34 protein-coding genes are annotated in these 18850 nt (G+C 28.2%); 5 read left to right on the top strand and 29 right to left on the bottom strand.

The window, feature by feature from the left end; translation table 11 throughout:
• From AVBRAN_RS02215 to aspA, 22 genes are all read right to left on the bottom strand, one after another.
• Complete coding sequence (locus tag AVBRAN_RS02215) at positions 1–372, bottom strand: hypothetical protein (protein ID WP_239803430.1); 372 nt, start codon at positions 370–372, stop codon at positions 1–3.
• A 38-nt stretch (positions 373–410) separates the two neighbouring features.
• Positions 411–632 (bottom strand): hypothetical protein, encoded by a 222-nt coding sequence (locus tag AVBRAN_RS02210; RefSeq protein WP_239803429.1) that lies wholly within the window; start codon positions 630–632, stop codon positions 411–413.
• Positions 629–937, bottom strand: a complete 309-nt coding sequence (locus AVBRAN_RS02205; protein ID WP_239803428.1) for a hypothetical protein — start codon at positions 935–937, stop codon at positions 629–631. The genes AVBRAN_RS02210 and AVBRAN_RS02205 overlap by 4 nt, the downstream gene beginning before the upstream one ends.
• A gap of 12 nt (positions 938–949) precedes the next feature.
• Entirely contained in the window at positions 950–1387 is a 438-nt protein-coding gene (locus AVBRAN_RS02200) for a single-stranded DNA-binding protein (protein WP_239803427.1), read from the bottom strand.
• A 60-nt stretch (positions 1388–1447) separates the two neighbouring features.
• On the bottom strand, positions 1448–1855 hold the full coding sequence (locus AVBRAN_RS02195; RefSeq protein ID WP_239803426.1) for a hypothetical protein: 408 nt from the start codon (positions 1853–1855) through the stop codon (positions 1448–1450).
• A complete protein-coding gene (locus tag AVBRAN_RS02190; protein ID WP_239803425.1) occupies positions 1815–2009 on the bottom strand; it encodes a hypothetical protein in 195 nt (64 codons plus the stop codon). Before AVBRAN_RS02190 ends, AVBRAN_RS02195 begins: the two co-directional genes overlap by 41 nt.
• Positions 1993–2523: a hypothetical protein gene (locus tag AVBRAN_RS02185; RefSeq protein ID WP_239803424.1), complete on the bottom strand. Its 531-nt coding sequence runs from the start codon at positions 2521–2523 to the stop codon at positions 1993–1995. The genes AVBRAN_RS02190 and AVBRAN_RS02185 overlap by 17 nt, the downstream gene beginning before the upstream one ends.
• Position 2524: 1 nt before the next feature.
• Positions 2525–2929 (bottom strand): DUF3310 domain-containing protein, encoded by a 405-nt coding sequence (locus tag AVBRAN_RS02180; RefSeq protein WP_239803423.1) that lies wholly within the window; start codon positions 2927–2929, stop codon positions 2525–2527.
• A gap of 12 nt (positions 2930–2941) precedes the next feature.
• Positions 2942–3178, bottom strand: a complete 237-nt coding sequence (locus tag AVBRAN_RS02175; RefSeq protein WP_239803422.1) for a hypothetical protein — start codon at positions 3176–3178, stop codon at positions 2942–2944.
• Positions 3166–3828, bottom strand: coding sequence for a hypothetical protein (locus AVBRAN_RS02170; protein WP_239803421.1), 663 nt, complete (start codon positions 3826–3828; stop codon positions 3166–3168). Before AVBRAN_RS02170 ends, AVBRAN_RS02175 begins: the two co-directional genes overlap by 13 nt.
• Positions 3829–3911: 83 nt before the next feature.
• A complete protein-coding gene (locus tag AVBRAN_RS02165; protein WP_239803420.1) occupies positions 3912–4559 on the bottom strand; it encodes a hypothetical protein in 648 nt (215 codons plus the stop codon).
• An 11-nt stretch (positions 4560–4570) separates the two neighbouring features.
• A complete protein-coding gene (locus AVBRAN_RS02160; RefSeq protein ID WP_239803419.1) occupies positions 4571–4741 on the bottom strand; it encodes a hypothetical protein in 171 nt (56 codons plus the stop codon).
• 1 nt (position 4742) lies between these two features.
• On the bottom strand, positions 4743–5084 hold the full coding sequence (locus AVBRAN_RS02155) for a hypothetical protein (RefSeq protein ID WP_239803418.1): 342 nt from the start codon (positions 5082–5084) through the stop codon (positions 4743–4745).
• On the bottom strand, positions 5077–5667 hold the full coding sequence (locus AVBRAN_RS02150; protein ID WP_239803417.1) for a hypothetical protein: 591 nt from the start codon (positions 5665–5667) through the stop codon (positions 5077–5079). The genes AVBRAN_RS02155 and AVBRAN_RS02150 overlap by 8 nt, the downstream gene beginning before the upstream one ends.
• Positions 5667–6299: a hypothetical protein gene (locus tag AVBRAN_RS02145; RefSeq protein WP_239803416.1), complete on the bottom strand. Its 633-nt coding sequence runs from the start codon at positions 6297–6299 to the stop codon at positions 5667–5669. Before AVBRAN_RS02145 ends, AVBRAN_RS02150 begins: the two co-directional genes overlap by 1 nt.
• The gene (locus AVBRAN_RS02140; RefSeq protein WP_239803415.1) at positions 6286–6597 is read right to left on the bottom strand and encodes a hypothetical protein; all 312 of its coding nucleotides are present in this window, start codon (positions 6595–6597) and stop codon (positions 6286–6288) included. The genes AVBRAN_RS02145 and AVBRAN_RS02140 overlap by 14 nt, the downstream gene beginning before the upstream one ends.
• Before the next feature lie 10 nt (positions 6598–6607).
• Positions 6608–6790 carry a hypothetical protein gene (locus AVBRAN_RS02135; protein ID WP_239803414.1) on the bottom strand — a complete coding sequence of 61 codons (183 nt, stop codon included), beginning with the start codon at positions 6788–6790 and terminating at the stop codon, positions 6608–6610.
• Between the two features lie 122 nt (positions 6791–6912).
• The gene (locus AVBRAN_RS02130) at positions 6913–7065 is read right to left on the bottom strand and encodes a hypothetical protein (protein ID WP_239803413.1); all 153 of its coding nucleotides are present in this window, start codon (positions 7063–7065) and stop codon (positions 6913–6915) included.
• Between the two features lie 10 nt (positions 7066–7075).
• On the bottom strand, positions 7076–7786 hold the full coding sequence (locus AVBRAN_RS02125) for a hypothetical protein (RefSeq protein ID WP_239803412.1): 711 nt from the start codon (positions 7784–7786) through the stop codon (positions 7076–7078).
• A gap of 54 nt (positions 7787–7840) precedes the next feature.
• Positions 7841–8044, bottom strand: a complete 204-nt coding sequence (locus tag AVBRAN_RS02120) for a hypothetical protein (RefSeq protein ID WP_239803411.1) — start codon at positions 8042–8044, stop codon at positions 7841–7843.
• A 10-nt stretch (positions 8045–8054) separates the two neighbouring features.
• Positions 8055–8222, bottom strand: a complete 168-nt coding sequence (locus tag AVBRAN_RS02115) for a hypothetical protein (RefSeq protein WP_239803410.1) — start codon at positions 8220–8222, stop codon at positions 8055–8057.
• 192 nt (positions 8223–8414) lie between these two features.
• Positions 8415–9815 (bottom strand): aspartate ammonia-lyase, encoded by a 1401-nt coding sequence (gene aspA / locus AVBRAN_RS02110; RefSeq protein ID WP_214115804.1) that lies wholly within the window; start codon positions 9813–9815, stop codon positions 8415–8417.
• Between the two features lie 61 nt (positions 9816–9876).
• On the opposite strand from aspA, the gene AVBRAN_RS02105 reads away from it, so the two are divergent.
• From AVBRAN_RS02105 to AVBRAN_RS02085, 5 genes are all read left to right on the top strand, one after another.
• On the top strand, positions 9877–10596 hold the full coding sequence (locus AVBRAN_RS02105; protein WP_214120322.1) for a TerC family protein: 720 nt from the start codon (positions 9877–9879) through the stop codon (positions 10594–10596).
• Positions 10586–10840 (top strand): hypothetical protein, encoded by a 255-nt coding sequence (locus tag AVBRAN_RS02100; RefSeq protein WP_214115806.1) that lies wholly within the window; start codon positions 10586–10588, stop codon positions 10838–10840. Before AVBRAN_RS02105 ends, AVBRAN_RS02100 begins: the two co-directional genes overlap by 11 nt.
• 91 nt (positions 10841–10931) lie before the next feature.
• A complete protein-coding gene (locus AVBRAN_RS02095; RefSeq protein WP_239803409.1) occupies positions 10932–12242 on the top strand; it encodes a phosphoethanolamine transferase in 1311 nt (436 codons plus the stop codon).
• 59 nt (positions 12243–12301) lie between these two features.
• Positions 12302–13234, top strand: a complete 933-nt coding sequence (trxB, locus tag AVBRAN_RS02090; protein WP_239803408.1) for a thioredoxin-disulfide reductase — start codon at positions 12302–12304, stop codon at positions 13232–13234.
• Positions 13231–13464, top strand: a complete 234-nt coding sequence (locus AVBRAN_RS02085) for a hypothetical protein (RefSeq protein WP_214150288.1) — start codon at positions 13231–13233, stop codon at positions 13462–13464. The genes trxB and AVBRAN_RS02085 overlap by 4 nt, the downstream gene beginning before the upstream one ends.
• Before the next feature lie 19 nt (positions 13465–13483).
• Here the strand turns inward: AVBRAN_RS02085 and AVBRAN_RS02080 are convergent, their stop codons facing one another.
• The 7 genes from AVBRAN_RS02080 to fabZ all read right to left on the bottom strand — a co-directional run bounded on the left by AVBRAN_RS02080 (position 13484) and on the right by fabZ (position 18777).
• Positions 13484–14077 (bottom strand): hypothetical protein, encoded by a 594-nt coding sequence (locus AVBRAN_RS02080; protein ID WP_239803407.1) that lies wholly within the window; start codon positions 14075–14077, stop codon positions 13484–13486.
• Between the two features lie 4 nt (positions 14078–14081).
• On the bottom strand, positions 14082–14459 hold the full coding sequence (locus AVBRAN_RS02075; protein ID WP_239803406.1) for a TM2 domain-containing protein: 378 nt from the start codon (positions 14457–14459) through the stop codon (positions 14082–14084).
• 85 nt (positions 14460–14544) lie between these two features.
• A complete protein-coding gene (gene mreC / locus AVBRAN_RS02070; RefSeq protein ID WP_214120317.1) occupies positions 14545–15315 on the bottom strand; it encodes a rod shape-determining protein MreC in 771 nt (256 codons plus the stop codon).
• Positions 15308–16345, bottom strand: coding sequence for a rod shape-determining protein (locus AVBRAN_RS02065; RefSeq protein WP_214115826.1), 1038 nt, complete (start codon positions 16343–16345; stop codon positions 15308–15310). The genes mreC and AVBRAN_RS02065 overlap by 8 nt, the downstream gene beginning before the upstream one ends.
• A complete protein-coding gene (clpX, locus tag AVBRAN_RS02060; protein ID WP_239803405.1) occupies positions 16342–17556 on the bottom strand; it encodes an ATP-dependent Clp protease ATP-binding subunit ClpX in 1215 nt (404 codons plus the stop codon). Before clpX ends, AVBRAN_RS02065 begins: the two co-directional genes overlap by 4 nt.
• Positions 17546–18337: an acyl-ACP--UDP-N-acetylglucosamine O-acyltransferase gene (lpxA, locus tag AVBRAN_RS02055; RefSeq protein WP_239803404.1), complete on the bottom strand. Its 792-nt coding sequence runs from the start codon at positions 18335–18337 to the stop codon at positions 17546–17548. Before lpxA ends, clpX begins: the two co-directional genes overlap by 11 nt.
• A complete protein-coding gene (gene fabZ, locus AVBRAN_RS02050; protein ID WP_214115829.1) occupies positions 18334–18777 on the bottom strand; it encodes a 3-hydroxyacyl-ACP dehydratase FabZ in 444 nt (147 codons plus the stop codon). The genes lpxA and fabZ overlap by 4 nt, the downstream gene beginning before the upstream one ends.
• Positions 18778–18850: the final 73 nt, after the last annotated feature.

Genomic DNA, 18850 nt, shown 5'->3' with positions numbered 1-18850 from the left:
TTACTCCTTTATTAACAACTCATCGCATTTATCTTTTGCGCTTAGGCTAAGCTGCATTAGTTCAAGCTCACTAAATAATTTGCTCTCACTTGCTATTTTTAAAATTTCGTGGATTAATAGTCTTTGTTCTTTGTAAGTATCGCAATCAGTTTTTATTGCGATATTTAGTGCTTGAATAATGCTAACTCTTGCATTAATCTTCGCAAACAATCTTGCGTAATCAAGGTATAACACTGCGTTTGGGTCAATTTCTAGCTCATTAAGATATAATTTATCTTTTGCTAATCTTATATCATTAACTGCTAGAAAGTTAATGTTTTCATCCTTACAAACTTGAAACAATATTTCTAATAATCTTTCTTTATCACTCATATTTACTCCTTAAAATACATATAAAAATACATAAAATTTTATGTATATTTTTTTGCAATTTCTTTTATCTCGTTTAGTGAGTTTGTTAGTAAGCATTCTTCATAAAATCTTTTTGCTTTAGCATTAAAACTCACAACTCTTCCTAAATCATCTATTAGCTCATCGTTGTTAAAAAAGCTATAACTAGCTAATATTTTTTGCTTATCATTTCTTATTCTAACTACAGAACTAATTCCATAATTTATTAAATTAATTTTCATTTTAGCTCTTTTCTAATCTCGCAATCTTTTATAAGTTCTTCTAGAACTTCAAGGCATTTTTTAATATAAACTTTCCTTGATAGCTCTAGCTTATTCTCAAAAACTTCAGCATTTGCTTTGATAAGCGAAGCAATTTTTGGCAAAAGCAAAATAAATATATATTCAAGTTTTTTACCCTTTAATTTGTATATATAAATATATAAATTAATTAGGCTTGAGTGATAATTAGCTAAATCATTTTTTTTGATAAAATTAGCAATTATCTTTAGCTCATTTATTATGTAATTTAAATTGCTTTTTGTCATTTTTTCTCCTTATTAAAATGGAACTTCGCTTTCTTCTTCGCTTTGCTGAATGGCTGGTTTTTCTTTAGGCGTATAGTTTGTTTGCCTTGTTTGTGCTTGTTTTTCTTGTGGCTTATCTAATAATTGCCATTTGAATACTTTTATAGTGTCTTGGCTTCTTTGCTCTTGGTTTTTATCTAAATAATAATCTATTTGCCACTCGCCTACAATTGCAATTCTTTGACCTTTACTAGCCCAATTGCTAAAGTTTTTTGCTTCATTGCCAAATAAAACAAAATTAAAAAATAATGGTGTTTGAGTGTATTCAGGCTTTGTTTTACTTCTATCTACGCCGTTTAGTTCAATAGCTATTGTATTATTTGTATAAAATACATCATCATTTAGTCCACTTTGCTTATTAAAAAGCTCTACATCTTTTACTATTCTTCCTACTAAATTAAGTGTTACCATTTTTTATCCTTTTTATTTTTAATGTGAAAAGGACTTTTACCTACTTGTCAAAAAAAGGGATTAAATTAAGACTAACAAGTTTTTTAAATCTTGCAAAAATGCAGTATCTTTTAAAACATATTTAAAATCATAAGCTAAATGCTTTTTAATATCTTTTGTTTTTACGCTTTTAGAAGCTAAAAAATGCTTTGTGTTTTGTGAAAACTTTTCTAGCTCGTTTTTATCTAAGTTATTCAATGCTTGTATAAACTTAGGATAGGCTATTTTTTCTAAGCATTTTTTATAATAAAATATTCTTTCTATCTTATCAATTCTAAGCCTTAAACCATCTTTTAAGCACTTTATATCATTTACTTTTAGCTTTTCTTTAATCTCGCTAAAAGCTTCGTGATTAAAATCTAATAACTCACTTAGTTTTAGATACTCTCTATATATTTGTAGGTTTTTTGATAGCTTCTCTAAGCTCATTTTCTATCCTTTCTAATCTTGCTTCAATGCTTGTTAATTTGTTTAAAACTTCACTTAAATCTACACCTATATTTATTTTGTTTTTAAGTGAATTAATGCCATTTTCTATATTTACAAGCTTTTGCTTTGTTTCAAAATTATTTATAAAACTCATTATCTAGCCTTTCTTTTATTTTGTTTAATTCGTATAAGCATTCGCTCATTTTTTTACCAAAAACCTTATTCGCTTCAAGCTCTAAAATTGTTTTATTGCCTAGCAAAACATCATAAAAATATACATCGTATATTTTTAAGTTATATTCTTTATTTTTGTATTCAAAATAAATCTGTGGCTTAGTATTTTCAACATACCAAGCAAAAAAGCTTTTGCTAACATCTAAATCATTTAAACAAATTTGCTTGTTTTCTTTATAGATATAAAACTTTAGCTCTTTACTTTTGTAGAACTTTTCTAAGGCGTTTTTTATTTGTAAAAACGCTTCAGGTTTAGTAAGTTTTCTGTATCCATATAATCTCAACTCTTCATAAGATAAATCAGCATTGGTTTTAAAATTAATGTTAATTTCTTTTCTTAGCTTTTCTTGTTCGTTTATGCCTTTTAAATTCTTAAAAAGCGTTTCATAATCCATTTGATTTATATAATCAAAAATATCTTTTAACTCTTGCATTTTAGCTCCTTAGCAAATATTCTAAAATATCGCAAACAATTACATAACACATTTTTTTATTTTCTGCAGCGGCTTTATTTTTAGCTAAATAATCTCTTGCTTCTTTTTCGGTTATATTTGCATTCCAAATCTTAGTTAAAATCTCTTGTTCTTCTGAATTAGCTTTAAAACTTTTAAATAATTTATAAAATAAAGCTCCATACCTATATGTAGTTTGTTTATCTATATTATTTTCTAAATTCTCCCCTTCTTTTTTGCCATATCTTTTTTTATACTTTATAACATTGCCTTTGCAAAAGCCGATTAATTCATCTAAGGTTAATTCTTTTTGTATTTGTAAAATCGTAGGTTCGCTCTCATTGTCGTAATGAGAACAATCACTATTCAAAATTGGGTGTCGTTTCATTGTTTTTCCTTTCTAATTTTGTTTTAAATTCTTTTCAATTTCATTAATTAAAAAAAACGCTTGAATGTAGCGTTCTTTTAAAAACCTGTTTTGTTTTAATGTGGTGCAAAAAATATAAAGCTCATTTAAAAAATCAGCCTTGCTAAACTTTTTATGAGTTAGCTCATAGCTAATTAGTAAATCGTATGATTTTTTTAATTGTGGGTTTTTTATATTTTTTGCTTTTAGATATTCATCTATGCTAAGCATTTAATCATCTTAGCTTTATGCCATTTTTTGATTTTTTCAATACGATTGTTTTCTGTTGTGATAATGAAATAAAAATAATCTTCATCTTCTTTATCGTATTTAATATCATCTTCTTCCCAAGCGTAATAAAAACTAATGATTAATTCTTTTGCTTCTTCTTTTGTATAAGTTCCAAAATCTTTAATAAACTTACCTAAACTCTCATCATATTTACCACTTCTGCTTTCTATCTCTTTTACCTTTTCTTTTAGGCATTCATAAGGGTTATAGTTCATTCTTTGAATTATTCTTATACTAACTTCAATAAGTCCTTCAATACTAGCTAATGCTAACTCGCTTTTAAAATCAAGCTCAAGTCCTGTGTATTTTGTGCTTATCATATTTGCTAGATTATCTATCAAATGTCTTAGCGAAGCAGCACGCTTATTACTTAACCCAAACTCTTCTAACTCTTTTACATTTAAACAATAAATTACTATATCGCATAATTCAGCGACCCTTTCATCGTCATCTTTTGCTAGATAATACTCTCTTAGCTCATCTAGGATATTCGGCACGAAGCCTTTTTGCTGACTTTCATAACTTAAATACCTTTGCTCTCTCCACTTATCAAGCCTTTGCTTAATCTCTTTTAATTCTTCATAAGTCATCTTTTTTTCCTTTCTTTAAACAATACTCGCCCTTTGGGTGTTTTGTAAAAAACATAATTAAATAAGGGGGATTTGGGTGTGTGTTAAATCAGTTTTATTGTAAATAAGTCTTTAAGCTCGGTTTTTAATTCTTCTAATTCATCAACTATATCACTGCAATCGCCTGATACCGAATTTACACTATTGTGTGGAATACAATCTACACTTTCAATAGTTTCATCAAGCTTTTCTAATAGCTCATCTAGTTTTGTTTTAGAAATTGCTTGTTTTGTTTGAAAATCTTGCGTTTTTGCAAGCGATATTACTTTACTACATAATGCTTTGTTTTCTTCTATACATAGTTCGTTCCATATCTTTTTATAAGTTAAATCCTTTACTCTTTTTTTATCTTCTTCGTTTGCATCTGGGTGTCCATCAAAAACAATATCTAAATCAATAGGTCTATAGTTTTTCACATCGTATTTTAAAAATATCTTATCACTAGATACATCAAAAGCAAAACTAAGCTCATTATTAAGCAGTTTTATACTATTAGGAATTAGCTTATACATTAAATCTGCTCTTAAAATTTTTTGTGATATTTGCTCTATTTCTTCATCGCTATAAAGCCCATATTGAAAATGCTTAAGGTTTTTAGTAGTTTCTGCCTTATCTAAGCAATCAGCCAACTCTTTTTTAAACTCTTCATCATTTTTTGCTATCTCCAATAATCTCTTAAATCTTTCTAACATTTTATTCCTTTCTAAACTTCTTCTGCTATTAGCTTTATATCTATTGCTTTTTCGCTAAAAGCTTTTATTTCTTTAATTTCAGCTTTTATTCCGTAATTTTCAATATAAAAATAAAGCTTAGGATTTGTATTTACACAATCAATCTCGGCTTTAAGCTGCTTTATAAATTCTTTAAGCTCCATATCATTCTCCTAATTGTGGTCTTTTTCTACTATACATATTATGAACTTTAACTACGATATTCTCAAACTTATCGTTACTATTAAGGCTTTCTTTGGCAAGGATATTTCTTAAGTCTCGTAATTCTATATATCCTTTTTCTTCAAGTCTTTTTAGTGTTTTATAATGTTTTTTAAAATCTATATTTCTGCTTTTTGCTATCTTATAAAGATTTATAGGTTCGCTTATATTGCTTAAAAACACCAAAAAACTATAAAGTCCTAAAGCTTCTAAATCTAAATCCTTATCGCAAATGATTTCACTATCAACCATCGTTGCTCTTTCACAAAAACCTTTACTAACCATTTTTTATCCTTTTTAAAAAATCTTTTATAAATTCACTCGCGGTTTTGCTATCTGTTAAAATAAGTAACGCTGAAAAATCACTCATACTATTGATATATCCAGCATCCATATCTGTAAGCTCGTTGTATTTTTTGCACCCAACTTCTTCCACCAAACGCTCTGCATCATTTACACCATAAAAGTCTAAAAAGTTAATACATTGTGGCTCTTTTTTATCAATATAGCCAAAACAAAAGCTCCATTCAAATGGGTCAACTAGCTCTTTACTCATCGGTTCTACAATGCCACTTAAAATATAGCCATTTAAGACTTTTGTTATGAACTCATAAGCAAACTCTTTTCTAATTTTACTATCTAAGCTATTTATTTTATGGTATAGGTCGTTTTGTAAAGGTATTAGTTTAAACTTAGCTCCAATATCAAAATAAAACCAACCTTCATACGCATTAAATTCAGCTCCTATAGAAGAAACTTCTTTTTCTTTTTGGCTATATAATTTGTTTTTTCTAATCTTTTTTAGCTCATCAATTTGCTTTTTATAATGTTCTATCCACCAATCTTTTAAATCTTTTAATTCTCTCATCACTCATCCTTATCCCAAACAAATTCAAAATACTTGTTTATTTGGTTGATTTCTTCTATTACTCTAACGACTAATTCATAAGGCGTTTCATTCTCTTTAATATGCCTTACCCAATAATTTTCTAAAAATTCAACCCTTGTTCTATCTCTATTTGTATAATCTAATAAAAATCTCAATTGCAAACAATCTGTTCTTAAAATACGCTTTATTACTTCATTTTCAAAAAAGTAATTATCTTTACCTGATTTTAAAAGTCTTGGGTCAGCATAGTCATATCCATAAACTTTCCCTATTTTTTCCCAATACTCAATAACTTCTTTTAGTTGTTTTTTACTTATCAATTGGATTTTTTCTCTTTTAAAATCTAAATAAGTAGATTTTAAATAAGCAATAAGTCCGCTAAATACTTCTTGCCTTTTGCTTTCTTCAAGCTTTCTGTAGGCTAGTTTGATATTCATAGGGGTATAGCTTTTAATATTTAAAATATTAGATAAATAACTAAAATAAATATCCTGTTTTATCTTGTGACACACTATTTCATCTATATGGCTGAAGAAAAAGCCATCAGCTCCTGCTTCTTCTAAATCCTTAATAAATTTTTCTATATTTTCGTAATCTCTATTTGGAAACATCTTTTATCCTTTTAGTTTCATTCATACAATGCAAGGCTACTTCTTTAAAGCATATAAAACCTTTATGATTTTGTAATACAACTTTAAAATTATCTTTATATAAATCATCTAGTGAAGTCTTTATCCAATGTTTTAAAAAGATATTTAATGTTTTTGCCCTTGTTTTAGATTTATAAACCCTAATAAGTCCTGCAACAATGATAGTGTCATATGGTCTTGTAGGAAATATATCTTTACTACCTTGAAATGTTTTAATTAATAATTCTTTTAATTCCAAAATCATTTGAAAATCTTTCATTTTTACCCTTTCAGCCAATTAGGAAATAATTATGATTTCCTACTTTTTCATCATCAATCATTAGTATTGCTTCTTCAAGCACAATATCTTCTATTATTCTTATACTATTCTCGTTTTCTTTTAAAAACACTTTGTAGTTTCCATAAGCATTTTGTAATGCAACTAATTTCTTTATCAATTCTTCTATTCTCATACTTTTTCCTTTAAATAATTTAAACAATAATCGCCCCTTTGTGATTTTTAAAAAACATTAAAATAAAGGGGAGAATTACAAAATAAGCAACCACCGAGAAAAACTCGGTGGTTCAAAACTAATCAATAAGCAGCTAATATTTCTTTAATTCCTGCAGCGATAAAAAATATCGCAAATATAAGTAAAACTAAAAAATCTATCTTATCCTTACGACATCTAAAAGCAGCATAAAGATAACCTAATCCACCTAATAAATACATAATTACTATATCCATTAACGCTCCTTTAAAAAAAACCTTTAAGTAGTGATTCTCGTATTATATCAGTATTATTTTCATTTACAATTTGCTGTTTTTCTTGCGTTTTTTCAATTTCACAAAAAATCCTTTTAAATATCAGCTTACAAATCGTGCTGTAGTATAATTCTTTATTTTGTACTACTTCATAATATCTGTGATGACTTCTTCTTTCATTTTCTCGTTCTATATTAAGTTCTTCAAATACAAGACCCAAATCAAATCTACCAAAACCTAAATCATTATCAACTATCTCATTCAAATTACGAATATTAGTTGACTTATTTTCACGCCTTACTATTAAATAAGAATAAAATCTATAAAAACACATACAAAATATCATAGCTATTTGCCTTGTAGAAAATTCTCCTAGCATATTTTTAGCTTCAAAATACTTATAAAAGCTTTCTTCTTGTTCAAATCTTTTTATAAGTTCATCACTCATAAATACATTAAACGCATTATGAAGATCTACAGCCATTAATTCTACGAACTTTATTTCATCTTGCAATGTTAGTATTGTATTATTAATCCCAAAAATTCCTTTACCTTCTACAACAAACTCATTAGGAAGTAATTTTTCTATCAAGCAATAAATCTCTATAGCTTTTAACGCTTTTTTATCTGCTAAATTATATTCACTTGCCAATTTTTTTAATTCTTCTTCATCAGTTTTAAACTTTAACTTTACCTTTACCATTTTCTATCCTTATTTTTTTTAAACAACAAGTTTCTAGCCTTTGCCAAGCACCTATCAAAAAAACAAAAACCCTAAAATAAAGCAAACTATCGCTACAAATAATATAGCTATTGCTTCTTTTAAATCTTTTCTGTCTTTATCAATCCTTCTTTCATTACCACTAGCTAAGGCTTTTTTATAGTCTTCGTAAGTCAAAACAACAACACAAAAACATATTAAAACCATAGCCACTAATATCCAAGTATCAATAATTTTCATTATTTGTCCTTTAAACACATTTTATAAGATAAATTAGTCCTACAACACACAAAATATAAACCTTAATTTTATTTTTAGATAGTTGATTTTCTTTTGATGCATATTTATCTAAGATTATAAGTGTTAAACACATTAAAACCATTAAAGCAACTTCAAATTTTATTAAATACCAAATCATCTTTTATCCTTTTTTATACAAGGCAAGTTTTTAACTTGCCAACTATTTTTTATGAAACAAGATAAGCATTTTTGAAAGTTTTTAAAGCGTTTATTTTTTTAATGTGAGCGAATTTTGTGTTTTAGCTTAAAAGCACCTAAATACCGATATTTCCACCCCTTTTTCCCAATTCCGAATTTCTATTTCAAAATATTATTTAATTTCTCCCATATGTGGCTTTAACATAAACTCAGGACTTAAAATCTTATCAAGCTTTTCTTTATCCATTAATTTACGCTCTAAAACTAAATCATAAACTCTTGCACCCGTTTGCAATGCAACTTTTGCAATACTTGCACTATTTTCATAACCTATATAAGGATTTAGTGCAGTTACAATTCCTATACTATTCATCACAAAATCTTCGCATATTTGTTTATTTGCTGTGATACCATCTATACATTTATCAGCTAAAGTCTTCATAGAACGCTCAAGCATACAAATACTATTTAATAAACTATATGCTGCAAGTGGTTCAAATACATTTAATTGTAATTGTCCGCCTTCACAAGCTAAAGTAACACTAACATCAGCACCAATTACATAATAACACACTTGATTTACTACTTCAGGGATAACTGGATTTACCTTACCTGGCATAATTGATGAGCCTGGTTGCATTTTTGGTAAGTTAATTTCATTTAAGCCACATTTTGGACCACTAGAAAGTAATCTTAAATCATTGCAAACTTTACTTAATTTTGTTGCAACTCTTTTTAAAACTCCACTAATTTGAACGAAAGCTCCTGTATCTTGTGTAGCTTCTATTAAATCATCTGCTATTACAAAATTTGCACCTGTTATGTATTGAAGGTGTTTTGCAACGATTGGTGGATAATCAGGATGAGAATTAATTCCTGTTCCAATAGCAGTTGCACCCAAGTTAATTTCTAAAATTAAGCTTCTTGCTTCGCTAACTCTTTGTATATCTTCGCCAAGCATTACAGCAAAAGTTTTAAATTCTCTTCCTAAAGTCATCGGAACTGCGTCTTGAAGCTGGGTTCTTCCCATTTTTATAATATCTTTAAACTCAATTGCTTTTCTTTCATAAGCTGCTTTTAAATAATTCATAGCTTTCATTAAATCGCTTAAATAATCATATAAAGCAACTCTTAAAGATGTTGGATAAGCATCATTTGTGCTTTGAGATAAATTCACATGGTCATTTGGATGGCAATACTCATACTCACCTTTTTTATGCCCTAATTTTTCTAAAGCAATATTTGCTATAACTTCATTTGCATTCATATTTGTAGAAGTTCCTGCACCACCTTGTATCATATCTACAACGAATTGGTCTTTATATTTTCCAGCTATTAATTCATCACAAGCAAAACAAATAGCGTTTTTAATCTCTTCATTAATTAAGCCTAATTCATAATTAGCTAAAGCTGCTGCTTTTTTTACTTTCGCAAAAGATATAATTAGTCTTGGAAAGTCCTTTAAACGCTTTCCTGAAATGTCAAAATTTTGCACTGCTCTTAAGGTCTGAACTCCATAATAAATATCATCAGCAATTTCAAGTTCGCCTAAAAAATCGTGTTCTAATCTCATTTAATCTCCTTTAAAAAATTTCGGTTAGGATAGCATTTTTTAATCAATAAAAAGGACAATTATGTTTGAATGGATTTTCACTTCAGAAGGCATATTATCTTTCGTAACTTTAGTATTACTTGAGATAGTTTTAGGAATAGATAATATTATTTTTCTTACTATTTTAGTAAGTAAATTACCAAAACACCTTCAAAATAAAGGCCGTATTTTAGGACTTGGTTTTGCTATGCTAACTCGTATAGCACTTTTATTTAGTATCTTTTGGCTTGTTAAACTTACAAAACCTTTATTTAATATCTTAGGTCAAGATTTTAGCGGTAGAGATATTGTCTTAATTGGTGGGGGAATATTTTTAATAATTAAATCAATTAAAGAACTAATATCAATGCAAAAAAACGAGCATAGTGATAATAGTAATTTTAAGGCTAGTTCAAATTTCTTTGTTGTAATAATTGAAATTGCTTTAATTGATATAATTTTTTCTTTAGATAGTGTAATTACTGCGGTAGGAATTGCTGATGAGCTTAGTATTATGATATTAGCTGTAATAATTGCTATGATGTTTATGATGATTGCTAGTAAATGGATTGGAGATTTAGTAGAAAAATTCCAAGAATTAAAAACTCTAGCTTTAACATTTTTAGTCTTAGTTGGTGGCGTTTTAATAGTTGAAGGTTTAAATATTCATATAAATAAAGCATATATTTATACTGCTTTAGCATTTAGTATAGTAAATACAACCCTAAATATCTTGCAAAAAAAGGCTAAAGATGAAGAATAATTTTACTGAATTTGTTTTAAAGCATTTTGGAATATTTTTATATTTTACACTAAGCAATATTTTTTGCTTAGTATTGTTTTCTAATAAGATTATAAATCAAGGCATTATTCAAGATTTAAAATATATAAAATCTACTTCAGTTACGCTAATTTTTATAATCTTGTTTGTATATTTTCTAATCTATATTCTAAAATCTAAAATCCCTTATGGGGGGGGGTATTTTAAGATTTTTAATAATTTATAATTTCTTTGTAATCTTTATTCAATCTTTTTTAGTAATTAATTTTAATAATTTTTTAAATCCAAGTTTCTTAGAAGCATTTTTAAATACAAATATGGCTGAAAGTATTGAGTTTGTATCAATATATATTAATTTTAAATTCTTTGGAATTTTAATTTTTATGATTGTGGCTTTATTTTTATTAAAAATTAAAATAAATATAAAAATAAATAACAAATTAAACATAGCTTTTATTATTTTAATCTTTGTAGTATGCTTTGGGAATGATTTAAGAAGAGCTATTAAATATGATTTTAGTAGATATATAAATATTCCTTTTATTAAATTTAATAAAGAATTAATTTATACAGATGATATTTTGATTAATTCTAAAATAATGCAAAAGAGTTATTTAAAAATTGCTAATAATCACGAAAAATTAAAAGCTAATGAAAACATAAAAAATATAGTTTTAATAATAGGAGAAAGCTCAAGAAGAAGTGCTTATCAAGACTACGGGCAAGGATTAAACACCACACCTAATCTAATAAATATAAAAAATAAAATAATTTATTCTGATGTTATTGCCCCTTATGCTTCTACAAATCCAGTAATGAGTGTATTACTTAATTTTGCTAATTTAGATAATTTAAGTGAAAGAAAATTTTATGAGAATTTAGACATTATTAATTTATTCAAATTAGCAAATTACAAAACCTTTTGGATATCTAATCAAGACTATATTAGCGAATGGGGAAATAATGCTGCTAGTGTTGGTATTATGAGTGATTTTTCTTATTTTACAAATAAATATATGAGCTCTAGCGATACTTTAAGTTATGCAAAATATGATGGGGTTTTATTGCCTATTATTAAAAACCTAAAATTAAGTGATAATAATTTCATAGTAATTCATCTTTTAGGAAATCACGGAAATTACAAAAAACGCTATCCTAAAGAATTTGCAAAATTTAATGAAAGCGATATTAAAACTAATATAAGCGATAAAAAAAGCATAGCAGAATATTATAATTCCATACTTTATACTGATTATATAATCCAAAATATTTATGATATATTTAAAAATGATGATAGTTTGATAATTTATTTAAGCGACCATGCTGAAAGCTTATATGATGATAAAAGCAAATCTGTTTTAGGGCATATTTTAGATAAAATTACTGCTGAAATACCTTTTATAATTCTTTATTCAAATTCTTTTGAAGAAAATCATAAAAAACTATTAAAAGATTTAAATAAAGCTAAAGATTTGCCTTTTATGAGCGATGATTTAATACATTTAATTTGTGATATTACAGGAATTTATCCTATTGAATATAAAAGTTATTTAAGCCCACTTAGAAGTGATTATAAAAAAGACAAAATTAGATTGTTTGGTAACGAATTAAAGTATAATAAATTTTAAACTTGATTAACTTAATAAAGTTATTATTAAATAATAAAAATTATTAATTAGGAGATAAAATGTTAGATTTAGCTATTATTGGTGGTGGCCCTGCTGGTCTTAGTGCGGGATTGTATGCAACTCGTGGTGGGCTTAAAAATGTTGTAATGTATGAAAAATTTATGCCAGGCGGACAAATCACAAGCTCAAGTGAGATGGAGAATTACCCAGGCGTTGCAACCGTAATGGATGGAATTAGCTTTATGGCACCTTGGAGTGAGCAAAGCACTAGATTTGGTCTAAAAATTGAGCAAAAAGAAGTAATTAGAGTTGAAAAAAATGGCGAGAATTTTAAAATAATTTTCTCTGATAATTCAAGCGAAGATGCTAAAGCTGTTATAGTTTGCACAGGAGCAGCTCCTAAAAAAGCTGGTTTTATAGGCGAAAATGAATTTTTTGGTCGTGGAGTAAGCACATGTGCAACTTGCGATGGTGCGTTTTATAGAAAAAAAGAAGTTGCAGTTTTAGGTGGTGGAGATACTGCACTTGAAGAAGCACTTTATCTAGCTAATCTATGCTCTAAAGTATATTTAATCCACAGAAGAGAAGGTTTTCGTGCAGCTCCATCAACCGTTGAAAGAGCTAAGAAAAATGAAAAAATTGAGTTCATTTTAAACGCTAAAGTAGAAGAAGTTGTAGGAGATAATGCTGGAGTTACTGGGGTTAAAATAGTATTTAATGATGGTAGCAAAAAAGATTTAGCAGTTCCAGGGATATTTACTTTCGTAGGACTTGATGTGAGAAATGAAGTATTAAAACAAACTGATGGCTCATTTTTATGCGAAATGGTAGGAGATGCTGTTAAGGTTGATTTAAAAATGAGAACGAGTGTTGAAGGCTTGTTTGCTGCAGGAGATTTAAGAGTAGATGCTCCAAGACAAGTTGTTTGTGCTGCGGCTGATGGTGCTAACGCTGCTTTAGGCGTAATTTCATATTTAGAGAGCAAACATTGATAACTAAAATCAAATTAGCATTAGTTAATGAAGATTTTTACGAATTAGAAAGTTTAGCCAATGAGCTAGAAGATAAAATTAATAGCGGTTGGCTAGATACTCTAAGTAAAGATGAATTAGTAGAATTACAAGCCTTGCATACTCAATTAATTGAAACTTTATTAAAATTAAAGCATAAAGATTTAGAAAGATTAAAAAAGCTTAAAAAATCTTTAAGCTATATAAAATAGGAATTTTAAATTCCTATTCTTACCATCTAGTTACACCACCAATAGCCATTACACTAGCACCTACAATAAAAAGGCTAATTAATTTTATAACTAACAATAAAGCAATAATAAATCCAATAGCTATTAAGATATTTATGGGTTTTCTAGGTTTGCTAATAAGTGTTAATTCGTATTTAGTGAAAAATTCTTTTAATAAAAAATATCTATAAGTTGCACTTGTTAAAACGCTGATAATTACATAAATTAAAACATAACTAATATAAGAAAAATCAAAAGAATTTGATAAGCCCTTTGGTTTAAAATAAAAATAACCAAAAAAAGATAAAACCACAATTGCCCCATAAACAATTCCTGCATAAATCCACATAGAACGCAACGCATAACTAAAATAACTAAACAATAATGTAGGAAGGCATATATCTTTTAGTCTAAAAGAATATCTTGCTGTATTTGATTCGCCATTATTTGTATAGTATTTTGCCGCATTGCTTAACTCATCAACTATTGCAGCATTTGGCAATTCTCCTACAAATTCACTCAACTTTACTCTCAATTCTTCTTCGTTTTTGATTAATTCTTGACCTTTGTTAGAAATTAAAAAATCTGTTTTCATAAAATCATCCTATTATTTGTAATATTTTTGTGTAATTGTCTTTTTGAACTGCTTTATATACAAAATATATATCAACTAATACATAAATATATAAAGCCCATAAAATAAAAACTCCGATAAATACAAGTGTCGAAGCTAAGCCTATTAAAAATAGACCTATTTTTAAAAATCCTAAAAGCATATTTCCTTGATAAAATCTATCAACACCCCAAACTCCGAAGAAAAATCCTAAAACTGCTGCTAAAATTGGGCTTTTTAACGGGATTAGTGGAAGGTTTTTATATTTTTCTTCGCTTAAATTATCAAGTTTATCATTTAGCATAAACTTTTGCTCGCTTGAAATTTTATTATCAAGTAGCATTAAAATGGAACTCTTATCCATAATTACTCCTTTTTTAAAATGAAGTAATTATTCTACACCCCCCCCTATTAACAAAGGGTAAATTAATAAAAAATAATTTAAGATTTTAATTTTTAATTTCTTGTGAGTTCTCTTTAGCACTTACCATATAAACATATCTATAAGGACTAAGAGTTTTTGTATCTTCTAAAATAGCTCTTTTATACCCAGCTTCATCTATGATTTTTACTACTTTTCCAACATAAATACCCTCTGGAAAAATCAAATCCTTTCCACTCGTATAAACCAAATCTCCTATATTTAATTCTTTATAATCAGTAACGAAATTAACATAAATTGAATTTTTACTACCTTGTAAAATAGCAGGAGTTTTATTTTCCCCAACAACCACAGAAAAAACACATTTTTCATCATTTAAACTAAGTGCATAAGCTCTATTATTATTTGAATACATAATCCCCACTGCATTATTATCATATATCAAACCATAAGTAATATCAGGCTTTATACCATCATAACTCATCCAAAATTTAGTCAAACTTCCAATTTTTTCATAAGATAATACCCTAGTTAAGGCTAGTTCAAATTCATATTTTTTAAGATTATGGGCTTTTGCAAGATTGTTATATTCTATAACCAAATTATCATATAAGAATTTGTATTGTTTTAGCTTTTTATTTTCTGTGCTTAATTCATCTATCTGATTTACTTGATTAAAATATTTAGTAATATTTTGTTTGGTGTAATCATAAGCATTATAAAGCTTATTTAAAACAAAATCATTAACCCCTAAAACAGCGTTTTTAACATCTGCTACAAAATAATAAGAAGATGTAAGCAAAACGCATATTAGGAGTAATAATTTAAATTTATTCATCATTTACTATTTGTCTTAGTAAAGAAATCTCTTCAAGTATTTTTCCAGTTCCTCTTGCTACTGCATGAAGTGGCTCATCAGCAACATAAACAGGTAATTTCACAATATCGCTTAAATATTTATCAATTCCACGGATTAATGCTCCACCACCAGTTAGCACTATACCATTTTCTACAATATCGCCTGCAAGTTCTGGTTTTGTATTTTCTAATACAAACTTAAGCGCATCAGCAATTTCTTTTAAAGGCTCTTTTATAGCTTCACGAATATCTTCACTACTTAGTTCAACCTTACTTAAAAGCCCTTTTACTTGGTCTTTTCCTTTAACAACTATAGTTAATTCTTCAGGCAATTGAATAGCTGAACCAACTTGGATTTTAATATCTTCGCTAGTTCTTTCGCCTATTATTAGATTGTATTTTTCTTTTACATAATTTACAATTGAGCTATCTAACTTATCTCCTGCTGTTCTAATACTTTTTGCAGTATGAAGACCACCTAGAGTAATAACTCCTATTTCAGTAGTTCCACCACCAATATCAACTACTAATGAGCCGACAGGTTCTTGCACGGGAAGATTTGCACCAATTGCTGCAGCCATTGGCTCTTCAACCAAATACACTTCTCTTGCACCAGCACTCAAAGCACTTTCGCGAACTGCTTTTCTTTCAACTTGAGTTAGACCATAAGGAACTGATATTAATATTCTAGGGCGTAAAAAACTCTTTCTTTTATGTGTTTTTTCAATAAAATATCTAATCATTTTTTCAGTCATATCAAAATCAGCTATAACCCCATCTCTCATAGGGCGAATTGCTTGAATATCACTAGGAGTTTTACCTAGCATTTCTTTAGCTTCTTTACCAACTGCTAAAATTTTGCTCTTTCCATATTTTGTATGTTGAACTGCTACAACACTTGGCTCATCAATTACTACACCCTTATCTTTTACTAGCACAAGAGTATTTGCTGTGCCTAAATCAATACCCATATCACTTGAAAATAACCCTATTAAATGGTCTAGTATCATTTATTATCCTTAATTTTTAAAAAAATAGCATCGCCTTCGTCATTAACAAAATCTTTATTTATAACGATTTCATAACCTTCATATTTATCTAAATCAAACATTAAATCAAGTAATAATTGTTCTAATATCCCACGAAGACCTCTTGCTCCTGTTTTTCTATCAAGAGCTTTTTTAGCAATAGCTAAAAGTGCGTCTTTATCAAATTCTAATTTAACACCATCAAATTCAAAAATCTTTTGATATTGCTTAATTATTGAATTTTTTGGCTCAATTAAAATTCTTACCATATCTTCTTCGCTAATTTCATTAAGACTTGCAATTGCGTGCAATCTTCCAACTAATTCAGGAATTAGACCAAATTTAATCAAATCATCAGGCTCAATATGTGAATACAATTCATCTTCACTAAGTTTAACGCTAGTAGTATCAAAACCCATTACATTCTCGCCTTGCTTTTGCTTTAAAATCTCTTCAATTCCATCAAAAGCACCACCACAAATAAATAAAATATTTGAAGTATCAACTTGAATAAATTCTTGATTTGGGTGTTTTCTACCGCCTTGTGGTGGGACATTTACAACACTACCTTCTATTATCTTAAGCAATGCTTGCTGAACGCCTTCTCCACTTACATCTCTTGTAATTGAGCGGTTTTCTCCCTTTCTTGCGATTTTATCAATTTCATCAATGAAAATTATCCCACATTCTGCGCGCTCAACATTATAATCAGCTGCTTGTAAAAGTCTTGTTAAGATATTTTCAACATCTTCTCCTACATATCCAGCTTCAGTTAAACTCGTAGCATCGCAAATTGCTATAGGAATATCAAGTGCTTTTGCCATAGTTTGAGCTAAAAGTGTCTTACCACTTCCTGTAGGTCCTACTAATAAAACATTTGATTTTGCTAATTCTACATCACTCTCATCGGCATTACTCATAAGCCTTTTATAATGATTATGAACGCTTACGCTTAAAACCTTTTTTGCTCTATCTTGACCTATTACATAATTATCCAAATGAGATTTTAAAGCTTTTGAACTTATATCTTTTAAACTATCAGCTACCTCATCTACTGCTAATTCTTTATTTTTAGCATCATACATTTTAAATATAACACCAGCACAAGTAGGACAAATTGTATTATTTTTACCATTTGAAAGTAGGTCAAACGGATAAGATTTGCCACAAAAACTACAAATATTATTGCTCATTATCATTTCCTTTCACTGGAATTCCACGCTTTGTATTTAAAATAAACGAGCATAATTTAACAACTTCGGCAGAATTTGAACTCTCATATAAAGCTTTTGCTCTATCGCTAATTAGCCCTGTTTTACTTCTAAAAATCCTACTAAATGCTTCACTTAATTCATTTATTTTATCTTTTTCTAAATGCCTTCTAAGCCCTACTAAATTAAGACTTCTAACATAAGCACGATTGCCTTCGGCTAGACAAAAATGTGGTAAATCTTGAGATAATGCTGAAGCACCTCCAAGCATACAATAATCGCCTATTTTAACCCATTGATGAACCGGAGTAAGTCCGCCAATCACACTAAATGAGCCAACTTCAACATGCCCTGCTAAGGTTACATTGTTTGCTAAAATTATATTATCAGCTAAGGTGCAATCGTGTGCAATATGAACATAAGCCATTATGAAATTATTATTTCCAACTCTTGTGTATCCATCGCCTTTTTGTGTGCCACAATTTATAGTGCAAAACTCACGAATAGTTGTGTTATTGCCTATTATTAAAGCTGAAAAATCATCGTTTTTATAAGAAATATCTTGTGGAATATCACCTAAAATAGCATAAGAAAAAATCTTGCAATTATTTCCTATTTTTGTATTTCCTAAAATTCTTGCACCACTTTTAATAATGCAATTATCACCAATTTCTACATTACTTCCTATATATGCAAAAGGCTCAATGCTAACATTTTTGCCTATTTTTGCACCATTTTCTATTATTGCTAAATCTGAAATCATTTATCTACTATCATCGCTTTTAAAATTGCTTGAGTGCATAATGTATCATCTACATAAGCCTCGCCACTAAACACCCACATTGCTCCACGATTTTTAACAACGCTCATTTTATATACTAATTTATCGCCTGGTCTTACTGGTGATTTGAATTTTACTTCTTCCATTCCTGTAAAATATACTACCTTGCTTTTAGGATCAACACTATCTTTCATACTTTGAAAAGCTAAAATTCCACCCGTTTGAGCCATTCCTTCTAATATTAAAACTCCTGGATAAATCGGATGACCTGGAAAGTGTCCTGCAAATACTTGATCACTTATACTAACATTTTTATAACCTAATACATAACCTTCATCAAGATTGATTTCTGTGATTTTATCAACTAACAAAAATGGTGGTCTATGTGGTAAAATTTCTTGAATTTGCATTACATCTAACATTATTATTCCTTTACTATGCTTAAAGGGATTTATTTTAATTTCAGCAATTAAACAAAGTGTAATAATTATAAGC

Source organism: Campylobacter sp. RM12651 (assembly GCF_022369475.1).
GTDB lineage: Bacteria > Campylobacterota > Campylobacteria > Campylobacterales > Campylobacteraceae > Campylobacter_E.
The sequence above is the reverse complement of the archived record's forward strand: the minus strand, read 5'-3'. Positions and strand labels throughout refer to the sequence as shown.